We start from the raw sequence: 15,680 nt of genomic DNA on the forward strand, positions 1-15,680 counted from the left end.
GTGTCAGGCGGACGCAGCCCGCCGCGCGATCCTACTGACTTCGCGCGGTGCGCGGTGGCGTAGGGTGCCGGATGTTCGCGTGAGCACACGCGAGTCGAGCTGATGGATCTGCTGGGGCGATCCGCCCCGACCGCGCGGGCCGGCCGCCCGGCGACGGCAGCACGGCACCTGCCCGTCGCCCCCGCTCCACCGTCGGTAGTCGGCCCGCGGGGCGCCGGCGGATCGGCACAGCAGTTCCACGCGACGCACGCAGAACCATCACGAGGGGGAGTGGACAGGTGAGCACGACGGCCTCCGCGGCGGTCACTGGAGGAGGGGCCGGCACGGCAGCCGAGTCCGGGGCGGTCTCCGGGCTCGGGTTCTGCCGGGTCACGATCGTCGCGCCCGACAGCCGGATCGACGTGGCGCTGCCCGACGACATCCCGGTCGCCGACGTCTACCCGGAGATCCTCCGCCTCTCCCGGCAGAGCCCCACCGAGGGCGGCCCGGTCGGCTACCACCTCGTACGCCGGGACGGCACCGTCCTCGACAGCTCCCGTTCCTTCGCCGCCCAACGCATTCTCGACGGCGAACTCCTCACCCTGAGGCCCTTCGCGGAGTCGCTGCCCCCGGCCGTCTTCGACGACGTGTCCGAGGCCGTCGCCTCAGCCGTGACCCGGGACAACGCCCTCTGGCACGGCGACCTGACCCGGGCGGCGGGCCTCGTCGGCGGGGGAGTACTGCCCGCTCTGCTGGCCTTCGTCGCCTGGACGGGAGACCCGGGCCACGACATGCACTCCCTGCCCGGTGTCCTCGCCGCGGTCGCCGGGTGCCTGCTGGTCGCCTTCGCCTGCGTGCGGGCCCGCGTGTACGACGACCGCGCCTCGGGCATCGCCGTGGGGCTCGGCGCGCTGCCGAACGTGGGGGTGGCCGGCTCCGGCATCCTGCCCCTCGCCGACGGCCAGGGCATCGGCAAGCTGCAGTTCCTGCTGGCCTGCGCGGCGATCCTGGTCGCCGCCCTGCTGCTCACCCTGTGTTCCCCGGGTGGCGACGGCCCGTTCGTGGCCTGCGTCGCGGCCTCCGGAGTGGGCCTGGCCGCGGTGTTCGCGGGCATCCTCCTGCACTGGTCGCCGTCCGAGATCGCCGCCCTCTGCGCCCCCCTCGCGGTGGGCGCCCTGGCCTTCCTGCCCGGTCTTTCCATGCGCTTCGCCCGGCTGCCGATCGGTTTCGACGCCCCGGACACCGAACGGGGCCGGGGCCGCAGTGCCGACACTGCCGCTCAGGAGCAGGTCGACACCGAACGGGTCACCGCCCAGGCCCGACGCGGCCATGAACTCCTCGTCGGCCTCGTCGGCGGGTGCGCCGTCCTCGCCGTCGGCTCCTGCGCCGTCCTCGGCTTCTCCGACGACATCTGGGCCCAACTGCTCGCCCTCGCCGTCGGGGTGGCCCTGCTGATGCGGGCTCACCTCTTCAGGTACACCGCCCAGGTGGCGCCCGTGCTCGCGGCGGGCCTCGGCGCGCTGGTGCTGCTCGGTCTCGGCCTCGCGCTCAACCCGCCGCTCGCGGTCGTCCACGACGCGCTGTCGGGAGATCGCGCCGACCTGGACCTCCGCACGATCTGGCTCACGGCCGCGATCGCCGCTGCGTCCGCGCTCGTCACCGCGATCGGCCTGACCGCCGCACGCAGCGGCCTCACCCCGTTCTGGGGCCGTTTCACGGAGATCGCCGAGGGCTTCGTCCTGCTCACCCTCGTCCCTCTGGCGCTGGCGGTCTTCGACGTGTACGCCACCGCCCGGTCGATGACGAGTTGAACCCCCTCCCCGGCCGCCCGACGGCCGACTGAAACCGTCCGGGCCGCCCGACGACCGGGTGGAAACCGCACGCCGGCCGGCTGATGGCCGGTGGAATGAGTCGTCGGCCGGTCGATGGTCGGCTGGACCGCCCACTGGCCGGTCACCGGTCGGCTGGACCGCCCACCGGCCGGTCACCGGTCAGCGGAGACTACCCACTGGCCGGTCACCGGTCGGCGGAAACCGCCCACCGGCCGGTCGATGACCGGTTGGAGCTCCTCACAGGCCGGTCGATGACCGGTCGTAAAGCCCACAGCCCGGTCGATGACCGGTTGGACCCACCATGCGGCCGACGAATGTTCGGACCCGCAGCAGGAAAGGAACCACCAGCGTGAGCTTCGGCCCGCCCCCGTCCGCGTACACCCACTCCGCCGCGTCGGCGGGGGCCGTACGGACCAGGCGCCGCCGTACCCGCCTGCTGGCCCTGCTCGCGCTCGCCGTCCTCGCGGCGCTCGGCACCGGCGGCAGCCTGCTGTGGGGCGGTGGCGGCCGCGGCGCCGACACCCCGGCGCGGCCCGCCGCCCAGGACCGCCTCGACGTCCGCCGAACGGTCGAGAAGCAGCCGGCGAGCACGAACGGCAGGATGGCCTTCCGGTTCTCCGTGGACGACCTGAGCCGCGGCGAGCACTACGAGATGCCCGGCATGTGGGCCACGGACAGAATCCTCGCCAAGGGCATCAACAAGACCCTCCTCGGCCTGCCCGTCGGAGCCGACGCCTCTCCCGGGGACGAGAAGTGGAAACTGCCCCTCGACGGACCGATCTGCGGGTACACCCGCCATGTCAGCGGCGAGAACCGCACCGCCGTCCTCTTCCGCGCCAACGACCGGGGCGGGGCGTACTGCAACCACGTGGTGTTCTTCGACCTCGACGACGGCCGTAGCATCTGGGAGCGCGACTTCCCCACCTCGCCCCTCGGCGACTCCGGGGGTGTGGCCCGCAGCGGCGCGGAGCAGGCTCCCCCGAGCGTGACGCTGACCCACGGCACGGTGATCGTGACCTGGGGCGGAGGCACCGACGCGTACGACATGGACTCGGGCGAGCGCCTGTGGCGCACGACGTCGGCCGGCCCCTGCCAGGACATGGGCGCAGCCGGAGGCGGAGCGCTGATCGTCCGACGGCAGTGCTGGAACGACGACGACAGCCTTCCGGTGGACTCCCTGGACCGCGTCACCTACCAGGCGCGCCGCATCGACCCGGGGACGGGCCGGGTGCTGTGGACCTACTCCGCCGCCAAGGGCGTCCGGGACCTGAGCATCCCGTCCGCCGATCCGGCCGTGCTCGCGGTCCAGGCCGGCGAGATCGGCATATCCGACCTGCTCTCCCTCGACGCGGACGGTCACCGCCGCGCCACCGTCAGCCTGCAGAAGGGCACTTACACGGGGGAGTGCTCCTCGGGGGACTACCTCCTCGTCGACGACTGCCCGACCATCGCAGTGGGGGCCGGACAGGTCTTCCTGCGCAGCAAGGAGGCGGGCGGGAAGCCCGGTTCCAACTGGATCATCGGATTCGACCTGTCGACCGGCAACACCACGAAGAAGTTCGACTCCGGACCGGGAGCGCTGCTGTACCCGGTGCGGATGAGCGGCGGGCGGCTGCTCGCGCTGAGCGTGAGCGAGGACCGCATCGCGCCCGACGCGCTCGTCGCACTCGACCCGCGGAGCGGCAAAGAGACGCCGTACTTCTACTTCGGGCTGCCGGCCGAGGCGGACGAGATGACGATGACGGAGTACAACGACATCGTCGTCCAGGACGGGCGCCTGTTCCTCGGCGCGAAGAAGGTCGACGGGCCCGCCTCCGGGAAGGCCTGGACGTACCTCGTTCTCGGCATCGGAAGCACGGCGCAGCCGGAAACCTGAGGGAAGGGGGCCGGACGGCCTACTCCGCCGGGGTCCCGCCCCGGTGCTCCGCCGGCTCCAGATCGAACTCGCCGTCGCGCGCGCCCAGCACGAAGGCCCGCCACTCCGCCTCCGTGTACCGCAGCACCGTGTCCGGGTCGAGCGAGGACCGCATGGCCACGGCCCCGCCGGGAAGGTAGGCGATCTCCACACGCTCCTCGTGCCGCTCGGTGCCCGGTGCGCAGTGCCATTCGACCCCGGAGATGTCGAGCGCGTACAGCTCGTCCCGCTCCCGCTCCTTGCGCGCCTTCAGTTCCTGGTCCTCGGCATCGGCCATGGCGGCTCCGCCCCTTCCGTCTGTGCCAACGAGCTGCCCTCCCACCCTACTTGCCGGCCTCTGCCCCGATCGGGGATTCGCCTCGGCGGACGGGTTCGGACAGGACCGGGCAGGAAGGGTTCCGGAACGAGCATTCCGAACCTGCGTTCCGGAACCCGAACACCGGGGGCGGTGACCCCGGGCGCCGCTTCCCCCGCAGGACCCGCGCCGACCCGCCTCCGGCCGGCACCGCTCCCACATTCCCGGCGGCCCGCCTCCGGCCGACGTTGTTTCCCACCCCGGCGGCCCGCCCCCGGCCGGCGCTGCTCCCAGCCCGGCGGCCCGCCTCCGGCCGGCGCTGCTCCCAGCCCGGCGGCCCGCCACCCGGCCCGGTGGCGCGGGCGCGTCCCGCTCCGGTCCGGCATCCGGCACCACCGCCACGGCCGCGCCCGGTGGCAGGCGGACGGTCTCGCCCCGCACCCTGTCGGCCGCGGGCGCCGCGGAAACGGAACCGCCCGGCATCGTCGGAGCGCGCCGGAGCCACCCGTCCGGCTCCCCGCACCGGGCTGGTACCCTGAGTGACGGCCGTTTGTGTACGCACCCCCGGAGCCTCGTCGCCCCGGTGGCCGCGCTCAACGGATCCCTGCCTTCCGAGTCACGGAAGCTACCCCGAGACGAAGACCGGGGGCGCTCGGTGGGCACTCACGAACTATGAGGAGTACGCGTGTCGCTCGACGCCGCTACGAAGAAGCAGATCATGGCCGAGTTCGGTACCAAGGAGGGTGACACCGGCTCCCCCGAGGTCCAGGTCGCCCTGCTCTCCCGCAGGATCTCGGACCTGACCGAGCACCTCAAGACCCACAAGCACGACCACCACTCCCGTCGTGGTCTGCTGATCCTGGTCGGTCAGCGCCGCCGCCTGCTGCAGTACCTCGCCAAGAAGGACATCGCGCGCTTCCGCGTGCTGGTCGAGCGTCTCGGCATCCGCCGCGGCGCGGCGGGCGCCAGGTAGGACGCTGTGGAGGGAGCGGTTCCCGAAGTCAGGGGACCGCTCCCTTCGCCGTACGTGCGGACTGTCACCACCCCTTTGTAGTGTGGTAGCACAACGGCATACGCACGACTCAGCGTGACGACACGCACAACTGAATCAGGAGAGGCGCAACCTCGCCGCCGCCGGTCCTCGGTAGTGGCTCCCGGGGGAAACCGAGCCCCGGGTGCTTCGATCGAAGACCGGCCCGCACCGCACGGAGCGCCTCTCCGCCCCGTCCCCCGGCCACACGGGCCGGGAGGGACGAAAGACGACAAGTAACGGAGAGAACGCTAGTGGAGAACGAGACCCACTACGCCGAGGCCGTCATCGACAACGGCGCCTTCGGCACCCGCACCATCCGCTTCGAGACGGGCCGCCTGGCCAAGCAGGCCGCCGGCTCCGCCGTGGCGTACCTGGACGACGACACCATGGTGCTGTCGGCCACCACCGCCTCCAAGCAGCCCAAGGACCAGCTCGACTTCTTCCCCCTGACGGTGGACGTCGAGGAGCGGATGTACGCCGCCGGCAAGATCCCCGGCAGCTTCTTCCGCCGTGAGGGCCGCCCCTCCGAGGACGCGATCCTCACCTGCCGGCTCATCGACCGCCCGCTGCGCCCGTCCTTCAAGAAGGGCCTGCGCAACGAGATCCAGGTCGTCTGCACCGTCATGGCGCTCAACCCCGACCACCTGTACGACGTCGTGGCGATCAACGCCGCGTCCGCGTCCACGCAGCTGGCCGGTCTGCCCTTCTCCGGCCCGATCGGCGGCGTCCGCGTCGCGCTGATCCGCGGCCAGTGGGTCGCCTTCCCGACGCACGCCGAGCTTGAGGACGCCGTCTTCGACATGGTCGTCGCGGGCCGCGCCCTCGAGGACGGCGACGTGGCGATCATGATGGTCGAGGCCGAGGCCACCGAGAAGACCATCAAGCTGGTCGAGAGCGGTGTCGAGGCGCCGACCGAGGAGATCGTCGCCGCCGGCCTGGAGGCCGCGAAGCCGTTCATCAAGGTTCTGTGCAAGGCCCAGTCGGACCTCGCCGCCAAGGCCGCCAAGCCGACCGGCGAGTTCCCGATCTTCCTGGACTACCAGGACGACGTGCTGGAGGCGCTGACCGCCGCCGTCCGGCCGGAGCTGGCCCAGGCCCTCACCATCGCGGGCAAGCAGGAGCGCGAGACCGAGCTGGACCGCGTCAAGGCGCTCGCCGCCGAGAAGCTCCTGCCGGAGTTCGAGGGCCGCGAGAAGGAGATCTCCGCCGCCTACCGCTCCCTGACCAAGACCCTGGTCCGCGAGCGCGTCATCAAGGAGAAGAAGCGCATCGACGGCCGCGGGGTGACGGACATCCGCACCCTGGCCGCCGAGGTCGAGGCCATCCCGCGGGTGCACGGTTCGGCCCTGTTCGAGCGCGGTGAGACCCAGATCCTGGGCGTCACAACCCTCAACATGCTCCGCATGGAGCAGCAGCTGGACACCCTCTCGCCGGTGACCCGCAAGCGCTACATGCACAACTACAACTTCCCGCCGTACTCCACCGGCGAGACCGGTCGCGTCGGCTCCCCCAAGCGCCGCGAGATCGGCCACGGCGCCCTCGCCGAGCGCGCCCTGGTCCCGGTCCTGCCGACCCGCGAGGAGTTCCCCTACGCGATCCGCCAGGTGTCCGAGGCCCTCGGCTCCAACGGCTCGACGTCCATGGGCTCGGTCTGCGCCTCCACCATGTCCCTGCTCAACGCCGGTGTGCCGCTGAAGGCCCCGGTCGCCGGCATCGCCATGGGTCTGATCTCCCAGGAGATCGAGGGTGAGACGCACTACGTCACCCTCACCGACATCCTGGGCGCGGAGGACGCGTTCGGCGACATGGACTTCAAGGTCGCCGGCACCAAGGAGTTCGTGACCGCCCTCCAGCTCGACACCAAGCTTGACGGCATCCCGGCCTCCGTCCTGGCCGCGGCCCTCAAGCAGGCCCGCGACGCCCGCCTCCACATCCTCGACGTGATGATGGAAGCGATCGACACGCCGGACGAGATGTCCCCGAACGCCCCGCGGATCATCACCGTCAAGATCCCCGTGGACAAGATCGGTGAGGTCATCGGCCCGAAGGGCAAGATGATCAACCAGATCCAGGAGGACACCGGCGCCGAGATCACCATCGAGGACGACGGCACGATCTACATCGGTGCCGCCGACGGGCCCGCCGCCGAGGCCGCCCGCACCACGATCAACGGCATCGCCAACCCGACCATGCCGGAGGTCGGCGAGCGCTACCTGGGCACGGTCGTGAAGACGACCACGTTCGGTGCGTTCGTCTCGCTGCTGCCGGGCAAGGACGGTCTGCTGCACATCTCGCAGATCCGCAAGTTGGCCGGCGGCAAGCGCGTGGAGAACGTCGAGGACGTCCTCGGAGTGGGCCAGAAGGTCCAGGTCGAGATCGCCGAGATCGACTCCCGCGGCAAGCTCTCCCTCGTCCCCGTGATCGAGGGCGAGGAGTCCGACGAGACGAAGAAGGACGACGCCGAGAAGTGACGTCCCGCGGCTTCAGGGCGACGGCCCGCACCTCCCCGGAGGCGCGGGCCGTCGCCCGTACCCAAACGCTCATCAAGGGAACGAACGGCATCGGCACCGTCCGCAGGACCACCCTGCCGGGCGGACTCCGTGTCGTCACCGAGACCCTGCCCTCCGTGCGCTCGGCCACCTTCGGTATCTGGGCGCACGTCGGTTCGCGCGACGAGACGCCGTCCCTGAACGGCGCCACCCACTACCTGGAGCACTTGCTCTTCAAGGGCACCGGGCGCCGGTCGGCGCTCGACATCTCCGCCGCCGTGGACGCCGTCGGCGGCGAGATGAACGCGTTCACCGCCAAGGAGTACACGTGCTACTACGCGCGGGTGCTCGACACCGACCTCCCGCTCGCCATCGACGTCGTCTGCGACATGCTGACCGGCTCCCTGATCCGGGAGGAGGACGTGGACGTGGAGCGCGGCGCGATCCTCGAGGAGATCGCGATGACCGAGGACGACCCCGGTGACTGCGTGCACGACCTGTTCGCGCACACCATGTTCGGGGACAACCCCCTCGGCCGCCCGGTGCTGGGCACCGTCGACACGGTCAACGCCCTCACCGCCGACCGCATCCGCCGCTTCTACCGCAGGCACTACGACCCCACCCACCTCGTGGTCGCCTGCGCCGGGAACATCGACCACGGCAAGGTCGTACGACAGGTGCGCGCCGCCTTCGAGAAGGCCGGCACACTCACCGGCGACGCCGCACCGGTCGCCCCGCGAGGCGGACGGCGTGCCCTGCGCACCGCCGGCCGCGTGGAACTGCTCGACCGCAGGACCGAGCAGGCGCACGTCGTGCTGGGCATGCCCGGCCTGGCCCGCACAGACGACCGCCGCTGGGCCCTCGGGGTGCTGAACACCGCCCTCGGCGGCGGCATGTCCTCGAGGCTCTTCCAGGAGGTCCGGGAGAAGCGCGGCCTGGCCTACAGCGTGTACTCGTACACCTCCGGGTTCGCCGACTGCGGCCTGTTCGGTGTGTACGCCGGCTGCCGCCCCGGCCAGGTGCACGACGTGCTCAAGATCTGCCGGGACGAACTGGACCGGGTCGCCGAGCACGGACTGCCCGACGATGAGATCGACCGGGCCGTCGGTCAGCTTCGGGGTTCCACCGTCCTCGGCCTGGAGGACACCGGCGCGCTCATGAACCGCATCGGCAAGAGCGAGCTGTGCTGGGGCGAGCAGATGTCCGTGGACGACATGCTGGCCCGGATAGCGGCGGTGACCCCCGACGACGTCCGCTCCGTCGCCCGGGACATCCTGGGACGGCGCCCTTCCCTGTCGGTCATCGGCCCGCTGAACGGCAAGCAGGCGTCCCGACTCGACGAAGCCGTCGCCTGACCCACCCACCCACCCGGCACACCCCGGTAAGGAACCCAGAAGATGAGCAAGCTGCGCGTGGCGGTCCTCGGCGCCAAGGGCCGGATCGGCTCCGAGGCGGTACGAGCGGTCGAGGCCGCGGAGGACATGGAACTGGTCGCCGCACTCGGCCGGGGTGACGCGCTGGACGCGCTGACCGCGGCCGGCGCCCAGGTGGCCGTCGAGCTCACCACCCCCGATTCGGTCATGGACAACCTCGACTTCTGCGTGCGCCACGGCATCCACGCCGTCGTCGGGACGACCGGATGGACGGAGGAGCGCCTGGCGCACCTGACCGGACGGCTGGACGGCTCCCCGGGGACGGGAGTGCTCATCGCGCCGAACTTCTCCATCGGCGCCGTGCTGACCATGAAGTTCGCCCAGATCGCCGCTCCCTGGTTCGAGTCCGTGGAGGTCGTCGAACTGCACCACCCGAACAAGGCGGACGCACCGTCCGGCACCGCCACCCGCACGGCGCAGCTCATCGCCGAGGCGCGGGCCAGGGCGGGCTCGCCGCCCGCCCCGGACGCCACGGTCACCGCGCTGGACGGCGCGCGCGGAGCGAACGTCGACGGGGTTCCGGTGCACGCGGTGCGCCTGCGCGGCCTCCTGGCCCACCAGGAGGTGCTGCTGGGCGGCGAGGGGGAGACGCTGACCATCCGCCACGACTCGCTGCACCACAGCAGCTTCATGCCGGGCATCCTGCTGGGCGTCCGGCGGGTGGTGAACGCTCCCGGCCTGACCTTCGGCCTGGAACACTTCCTGGACCTGGGCTGACCCGAGGGCCCTGCATCATGCGCGCGAAGATCTCCTACATCGTCACCGCTGCCGTCCTGGTCTTCTACTTCGCCCTGGTCGGCAGCCGCGGCGTCATGCTCATCCAGTCCGGCACGCTGATCACCGTCACCTTCGGTGTGTCGGTGCTGATCCTGCCGGTCATCGGCCTGTGGTTCCTGTGGAAGAACACCCAGTTCGTCCGCAGGGCCAACGCCCTCGCCGCGGAGCTCGACGCCGAGGGCGGGCTGCCCGTGGACGAACTCCGGCGCCTGCCGAGCGGACGGGTCGACCGGCAGTCCGCCGACCTGGTCTTCGCCAGGCGCAAGGCCGAGACGGAGGCGGCCCCCGACGACTGGCGCAGCTGGTTCCGCCTTGCCGTCGCCTACCACGACGCCCGGGACACCCCGCGCGCCCGCAAGGCGATGCAGCGGGCGATCGCCCTGCACGACGGCAGGCGCATCGAACCCGCCTGACCCGCCGGCTTCTGCACCCTGCTCGGGCCCCTGCACCCCACTCGGGCTCCGGTACGACCGGGCTCCCACCGGACCCGGGGCCGGCCCACTGGCAGGGAACGGGACCGATCACCCCACCCCTTCCGCCCAGGCCCCGTGTGCCTCATCTCCAGCGTGCCTGATCCTTCGCGGGCCGGATTCCGGCGCGGGCCGAACCGTCTGCCCCGGACGAACGGACACGCCCGCGGCTTCCGCCTCACCGCCGGACCGGATCCGTGAGGGAACATCCCGCCGACGGACCCGTGGGGAGAACCGGGTGGCCGGCTGCCGTCATGGCTCGCCGGGGGCGGAACGGGCGGGGACGCGGTCCGCGCCGACGCGGTTCAGCCTCTGCGGTACTCGCCGGCCCAGGCCTCGACCGCGTCGGCCGCCCGGTCGAAGGCCTCCGTGCGGGCCAGGAAATCCGCGTTGTGACTGGTGAGCAGGGGAGCTGCGTCCTGCGCCGAACGGTCCTTGCGGGCCAGCACCAGCGCCTGTCCCTGGACCGTGCGCGGCAGTCCCAGCCAGCGCACCGGCTGCTGCACCGTACGGACGTGGACCACCCGCTGCCACGGCACCGTGCGGGTGACGAAGAAGCCGACCTGGCGCAGGCCCCGGGCGCTCACCCACACCCCCATGCGCAGCAGCCGCAGAGCGCAGGCGATGACCACCGCCGCGAAGAGGAAGACGGCACCCGCCCCGCCGGCGGAGTCCGCCAGCGCGATGGCGACGGCCGCGAACAGCACGAACGAGGCCAGCAGCAGGGACAGTGCCGCCGTCCCCACCCGCCACGGGCCCGGCCGGTACGGGCGCCGCCAGCGGTCGCGGTCGTCATGGGGCAGCGCGGAGTCCGCGGCGGCGTCGATAGCGCGGTCGGCCGTCAGGAAGGGCAGGGGCACGGCTGGTCCTCACTCGGTCCGGGCATGAGCTGTGCCCGGTGAGGCTATCCGGCCCGGCCTGCACTGGCCACCTTCGGGTGGCTGCGGGGGTGGCGTCCCGGGGTCCGGGAGCGGCGTCATCGTCCCCGGGACGTCTGGTTCGCCTGGGACTGATGAGGCGTGCCGGAGGAGTGGTCGACGGACAGCGCCGGCATGCCGAGGACCAGTGAGCCCGCCAGGGCCGAGACGATGGTCAGTCCCAGCAGCCAGCGCCCGGCTATCCGCCCGGCCGAGGCCCGCTCGCGAGGCGGTCGCGGCATCTCGCCCGGGAACCCCTGGGCCGCGGGGAACCCCTGGGGCCAGGGGAATTCCTCCGCTTCGGGAAGCGGAGCGGGGGGCTCGGTCTCGCGCCGACGGAACACGGGGATCGACTCCCTTCCGGGTGTGGGGTGGAACGGTCCCGGTGGTACGGAACGGTCTCGGTAGTACAGACGAACGAGCGCCGCCATAGGTGCCCATGTCCGGAAAAGAGTGGTGGCAAGCCGCCGTCCGGGCCCCGGCGAGCGCCCCGTACAGTGGGCGCGAACCGCAGACGCGACCGCAGATGTGATGGGAAGGACCCGCTCCGCCGTGACCGACACCCCCGCCGACGAACTCAAGCCGGACTTCCGCAGCGATGTCACCGTCGAGCTGGTCAAGCACACCGCGTCGGACGCCGACGTACTCTTCGCCGCCCGTGTCTCCACCAGGGGCGAGCAGTCCCTGGCGGAGCTCGACAAGGACCCGGAGCGCTCCAGGGGCCTCATCAACTACCTGATGCGGGACCGGCACGGCAGCCCCTTCGAGCACAACTCGATGACCTTCTTCATCAGCGCGCCGATCTTCGTGTTCCGCGAGTTCATGCGGCATCGCGTGGGGTGGTCGTACAACGAGGAGAGCGGCCGCTACCGCGAGCTCCAGCCCGTCTTCTACGTGCCCGACGCCTCCCGCAAACTGGTCCAGGAGGGCCGACCGGGCAAGTACCGGTTCGTCGAGGGCACCCGGGCCCAGCAGGAGCTGGTCGGCCGCGTCATGGAGGACTCCTACCGCCGGGCGTACGAGGCGTACCACGAGATGCTCGCTGCCGGCGTCGCGCGGGAGGTGGCCCGCGCGGTCCTCCCCGTTGGCCTCTTCTCCTCCATGTACGCCACCTGCAACGCCCGCTCCCTGATGCACTTCCTCGGCCTGCGCACCCAGCACGAGCTCGCCAAGGTGCCCTCGTTCCCGCAGCGGGAGATCGAGATGGTCGGCGAGCGGATGGAGGCCGAATGGGCCGGGCTGATGCCGCTCACGCACGCCGCGTTCAACGCGAACGGACGCGTGGCTCCGTGACGCACCCGCGTTCCACCTGAGGCACAGATGTACGTATCCGCCGTGCGAAGTGTCCGTATTGCGGCATTTGGAGAAGTTCATCTAGCCTGATCAAACGGACCCGGCACTGCCTGAACCCCCGAGCAGGCAGTGCCGGGCTCCGCCTTTGTCCGGATTTTCCCGCAACCCCCGAGGGCAGACCTCGCCGTGAGCAACGAGTAGCGTGTTACCCATGGCTCCGACCTCCACTCCGCAGACCCCCTTCGGGCGGGTCCTCACCGCCATGGTCACGCCTTTCACGGCGGACGGCGCACTCGATCTCGACGGCGCACAGCGGCTCGCCAGCCACCTGGTGGACGCAGGCAACGACGGCCTGATCGTCAACGGCACCACCGGCGAGTCCCCGACCACCAGCGACGCGGAGAAAACGGATCTCGTACGAGCGGTCCTGGAGGCGGTCGGCGACCGCGCCCACGTCGTGGCCGGCGTCGGCACCAACGACACCCGGCACAGCATCGAGCTGGCCCGCGCGGCCGAGAGCGCCGGAGCGCACGGCCTGCTGGTGGTCACGCCCTACTACAACAAGCCCCCTCAGGAGGGCCTGTACCGGCACTTCACGGCCGTCGCCGACGCCGCGGAGCTGCCGGTCATGCTGTACGACATTCCCGGTCGCAGCGGTGTGCCGATCACCACCGAGACGCTCGTCCGACTCGCCGAACACCCGCGCATCGTCGCGAACAAGGACGCCAAGGGCGACCTGGGCCGAGCGAGCTGGGCGATCGCCCGCTCCGGCCTCGCCTGGTACTCCGGCGACGACATGCTGAACCTGCCGCTGCTGTCGGTGGGCGCCGTCGGCTTCGTGTCGGTCGTCGGCCACCTCGTCACCCCGGACCTGCGCTCCCTGGTCGAAGCCCATGTCTCCGGTGACGTGCAGAAGGCCACCGAGATCCACCAGAAGCTGCTGCCGGTCTACACCGGCATGTTCCGGACCCAGGGCGTGATGACCACCAAGGCCGCGCTCACCCTCCAGGGCCTGCCCGCCGGACCACTGCGCCCGCCCATGTGCGGCCTCATGCCCGAGGAGATCGAACAGCTCAAGATCGATCTTGCCGCGGGCGGGGTACAGCTCTAGCACGGACTTCGCGCGCCGTGGCGCGCCACGAGACTTCACAACTGAACAGGCGGGCCGTCGGGCCCGCACCCCACAACAACAACTGCTTCTGCACGAACGTCATGTGCGCCACGTGCCCGAACGGCGCGTGGCGCGCATGGTGAGGAGAGTCTTTTGAGTCATCCGCACCCTGAACTGGGCCCGCCTCCGTCACTTCCCGAGGGTGGCCTGCGGGTCACGCCACTCGGTGGCCTCGGCGAGATCGGTCGGAACATGACGGTCTTCGAGTACGGCGGCCGCTTGCTGATCGTCGACTGCGGAGTGCTCTTCCCCGAGGAGGAGCAGCCCGGAATCGACCTCATCCTGCCGGACTTCTCGTCCGTCCGTGACCGCCTCGACGACATCGAGGGCATCGTCCTCACCCACGGGCACGAAGACCACATCGGCGGGGTCCCCTTCCTCCTGCGGGAGAAGCCGGACATCCCGTTGATCGGCTCCAAGCTGACCCTCGCACTGATCGAGGCCAAGCTCCAGGAGCACCGCATCCGTCCGTACACCCTTGAAGTCGCGGAGGGCAACCGCGAACGCGTCGGTCCCTTCGACTGCGAGTTCATCGCCGTCAACCACTCGATTCCGGACGCCCTGGCGGTGGCCATCCGCACACCCGCCGGCATGGTCGTCCACACCGGCGACTTCAAGATGGACCAGCTTCCGCTGGACAGCCGCCTCACGGACCTCCACGCGTTCGCCCGGCTCAGCGAGGAGGGCATCGACCTCCTGCTGGCCGACTCCACCAACGCCGAGGTACCCGGTTTCACCCCGCACGAGCGCGACATCTCCAACGTGCTGCGCCAGGTGTTCGCGGGCGCCCGCAAGCGCATCATCGTGGCGAGCTTCGCCAGCCACGTGCACCGCATCCAGCAGATCCTCGACGCCGCGCACGAGTACGGACGCCGGGTGGCGTTCGTCGGGCGCTCGATGGTCCGCAACATGGGGATCGCCCGGGACCTGGGCTACCTGAAGGTGCCCCCGGGGCTGGTCGTCGACGTCAAGACACTCGACGACCTCCCCGACAGCGAGGTGGTGCTCGTCTGCACGGGCTCCCAGGGCGAACCGATGGCCGCCCTGTCCCGCATGGCCAACCGCGATCACCAGATCCGCATCGTCGAGGGCGACACGGTGATCCTCGCGTCGTCCCTGATCCCGGGCAACGAGAACGCGGTCTACCGGGTGATCAACGGACTGACCCGCTGGGGTGCCAACGTCGTCCACAAGGGCAACGCCAAGGTCCACGTGTCCGGCCACGCGTCGGCGGGCGAGCTGCTGTACTTCTACAACATCTGCCGCCCGAAGAACCTGATGCCGGTCCACGGAGAGTGGCGCCACCTGCGGGCCAACGCGGAACTGGGCGCCCTCACCGGCATCCCGCACGACCGCATCGTCATCGCCGAGGACGGCGTCAGCGTGGACCTCGTCCAGGGCAAGGCGAAGATCTCCGGCAAGGTCCAGGCGGGATACGTGTACGTCGACGGACTCTCCGTGGGCGACGTGGGTGAGCCGGCCCTGAAGGACCGCAGGATCCTGGGAGAGGAGGGCATCATCTCCGTCTTCGTTGTGGTGGACTCCTCCACGGGCAAGATCACGGGTGGTCCGCACGTCCACGCGCGGGGATCCGGTATCGACGACTCGGCCTTCGTCGACGTGATTCCGAAGATCGCCGAGGTACTGGAGCGCTCCGCGCAGGACGGCGTGGTCGAGCCGCACCAGCTCCAGCAGCTGGTCCGCCGCACCCTGGGTAAATGGGTCTCCGACACCTATCGCCGCAGGCCGATGATCCTTCCCGTGGTCGTCGAGGTCTGACGCCCCGGGCGACCACAGCCCGCGCGCAACCGGAGCGGGGCGCCTCGATTTGCATCGTGGCGCCCCGCTCCAGTACGTTTACGGCTCCACCTCATCGGGAACCCCGCTGCCTCATGCATCGGAGTGCTTTCTCTGCGGGGTGGAAAATCCGACTGAGAATCTCTGATAAAGTCGGAAGCGCCGGAAAGGGAAACGCGAGAGCGGGAACCTGGAAAGCACCGAGGAAATCGGATCGGAAAGATCTGATAGAGTCGGAGACACCGAAGGGAAGCGCCCGGAGGAAAGCCGCGAGACAGC

Annotated in this window: 13 protein-coding genes; 10 read left to right on the forward strand and 3 right to left on the reverse strand. The window is 70.8% G+C overall.

The window, feature by feature from the left end; translation table 11 throughout:
• Positions 1-278: 278 nt before the first annotated feature.
• Together eccD and ACL02U_RS28305 are read left to right on the forward strand one after the other, a co-directional pair.
• Entirely contained in the window at positions 279-1,790 is a 1,512-nt protein-coding gene (gene eccD, locus ACL02U_RS28300) for a type VII secretion integral membrane protein EccD (protein ID WP_412793813.1), read from the forward strand.
• Between the two features lie 370 nt (positions 1,791-2,160).
• A complete protein-coding gene (locus tag ACL02U_RS28305) occupies positions 2,161-3,687 on the forward strand; it encodes a PQQ-binding-like beta-propeller repeat protein (RefSeq protein ID WP_412793814.1) in 1,527 nt (508 codons plus the stop codon).
• A 19-nt stretch (positions 3,688-3,706) separates the two neighbouring features.
• Here ACL02U_RS28305 and ACL02U_RS28310 read toward each other — a convergent pair whose 3' ends face one another.
• A complete protein-coding gene (locus ACL02U_RS28310; protein ID WP_412793815.1) occupies positions 3,707-4,003 on the reverse strand; it encodes a DUF397 domain-containing protein in 297 nt (98 codons plus the stop codon).
• Between the two features lie 703 nt (positions 4,004-4,706).
• Between ACL02U_RS28310 and rpsO the strand changes: the two genes are divergently transcribed.
• The 5 genes from rpsO to ACL02U_RS28335 all read left to right on the forward strand — a co-directional run bounded on the left by rpsO (position 4,707) and on the right by ACL02U_RS28335 (position 10,166).
• A complete protein-coding gene (gene rpsO / locus ACL02U_RS28315; RefSeq protein ID WP_412793816.1) occupies positions 4,707-4,994 on the forward strand; it encodes a 30S ribosomal protein S15 in 288 nt (95 codons plus the stop codon).
• A 311-nt stretch (positions 4,995-5,305) separates the two neighbouring features.
• Positions 5,306-7,525 carry a polyribonucleotide nucleotidyltransferase gene (locus ACL02U_RS28320; RefSeq protein WP_412793817.1) on the forward strand — a complete coding sequence of 740 codons (2,220 nt, stop codon included), beginning with the start codon at positions 5,306-5,308 and terminating at the stop codon, positions 7,523-7,525.
• A complete protein-coding gene (locus ACL02U_RS28325) occupies positions 7,522-8,898 on the forward strand; it encodes a M16 family metallopeptidase (protein ID WP_412793818.1) in 1,377 nt (458 codons plus the stop codon). The genes ACL02U_RS28320 and ACL02U_RS28325 overlap by 4 nt, the downstream gene beginning before the upstream one ends.
• 42 nt (positions 8,899-8,940) lie before the next feature.
• Positions 8,941-9,693: a 4-hydroxy-tetrahydrodipicolinate reductase gene (gene dapB, locus ACL02U_RS28330; RefSeq protein ID WP_412793819.1), complete on the forward strand. Its 753-nt coding sequence runs from the start codon at positions 8,941-8,943 to the stop codon at positions 9,691-9,693.
• 17 nt (positions 9,694-9,710) lie between these two features.
• Positions 9,711-10,166 carry a hypothetical protein gene (locus ACL02U_RS28335; protein ID WP_412793820.1) on the forward strand — a complete coding sequence of 152 codons (456 nt, stop codon included), beginning with the start codon at positions 9,711-9,713 and terminating at the stop codon, positions 10,164-10,166.
• Between the two features lie 362 nt (positions 10,167-10,528).
• On the opposite strand, the gene ACL02U_RS28340 is transcribed toward ACL02U_RS28335, so the two are convergent.
• On the reverse strand, positions 10,529-11,083 hold the full coding sequence (locus ACL02U_RS28340) for a hypothetical protein (RefSeq protein WP_412793821.1): 555 nt from the start codon (positions 11,081-11,083) through the stop codon (positions 10,529-10,531).
• A 116-nt stretch (positions 11,084-11,199) separates the two neighbouring features.
• A complete protein-coding gene (locus ACL02U_RS28345) occupies positions 11,200-11,382 on the reverse strand; it encodes a hypothetical protein (protein WP_412793822.1) in 183 nt (60 codons plus the stop codon).
• A gap of 310 nt (positions 11,383-11,692) precedes the next feature.
• On the opposite strand from ACL02U_RS28345, the gene thyX reads away from it, so the two are divergent.
• From thyX to ACL02U_RS28360, 3 genes are all read left to right on the forward strand, one after another.
• A complete protein-coding gene (gene thyX / locus ACL02U_RS28350) occupies positions 11,693-12,433 on the forward strand; it encodes an FAD-dependent thymidylate synthase (RefSeq protein ID WP_412793823.1) in 741 nt (246 codons plus the stop codon).
• A gap of 211 nt (positions 12,434-12,644) precedes the next feature.
• On the forward strand, positions 12,645-13,544 hold the full coding sequence (gene dapA, locus ACL02U_RS28355) for a 4-hydroxy-tetrahydrodipicolinate synthase (protein ID WP_412793824.1): 900 nt from the start codon (positions 12,645-12,647) through the stop codon (positions 13,542-13,544).
• Positions 13,545-13,697: 153 nt separating this feature from the next.
• The gene (locus ACL02U_RS28360) at positions 13,698-15,383 is read left to right on the forward strand and encodes a ribonuclease J (protein ID WP_412793825.1); all 1,686 of its coding nucleotides are present in this window, start codon (positions 13,698-13,700) and stop codon (positions 15,381-15,383) included.
• The last annotated feature ends 297 nt before the right edge of the window (positions 15,384-15,680 follow it).

The organism is Streptomyces sp. MS06, assembly GCF_047200655.1.
Taxonomy (GTDB): Bacteria; Actinomycetota; Actinomycetes; order Streptomycetales; family Streptomycetaceae; genus Streptomyces.

What these genes read in the sequence shown, in the direction of transcription:
- ACL02U_RS28310 (WP_412793815.1), bottom strand. Translation starts at nt 4,003, where the DNA reads ATGGCCGATGCCGAGGACCAGGAACTGAAGGCGCGCAAGGAGCGGGAG.
- dapB (WP_412793819.1), top strand. Translation starts at nt 8,941, where the DNA reads ATGAGCAAGCTGCGCGTGGCGGTCCTCGGCGCCAAGGGCCGGATCGGC.
- ACL02U_RS28335 (WP_412793820.1), top strand. Translation starts at nt 9,711, where the DNA reads ATGCGCGCGAAGATCTCCTACATCGTCACCGCTGCCGTCCTGGTCTTC.
- ACL02U_RS28345 (WP_412793822.1), bottom strand. Translation starts at nt 11,382, where the DNA reads ATGCCGCGACCGCCTCGCGAGCGGGCCTCGGCCGGGCGGATAGCCGGG.
- dapA (WP_412793824.1), top strand. Translation starts at nt 12,645, where the DNA reads ATGGCTCCGACCTCCACTCCGCAGACCCCCTTCGGGCGGGTCCTCACC.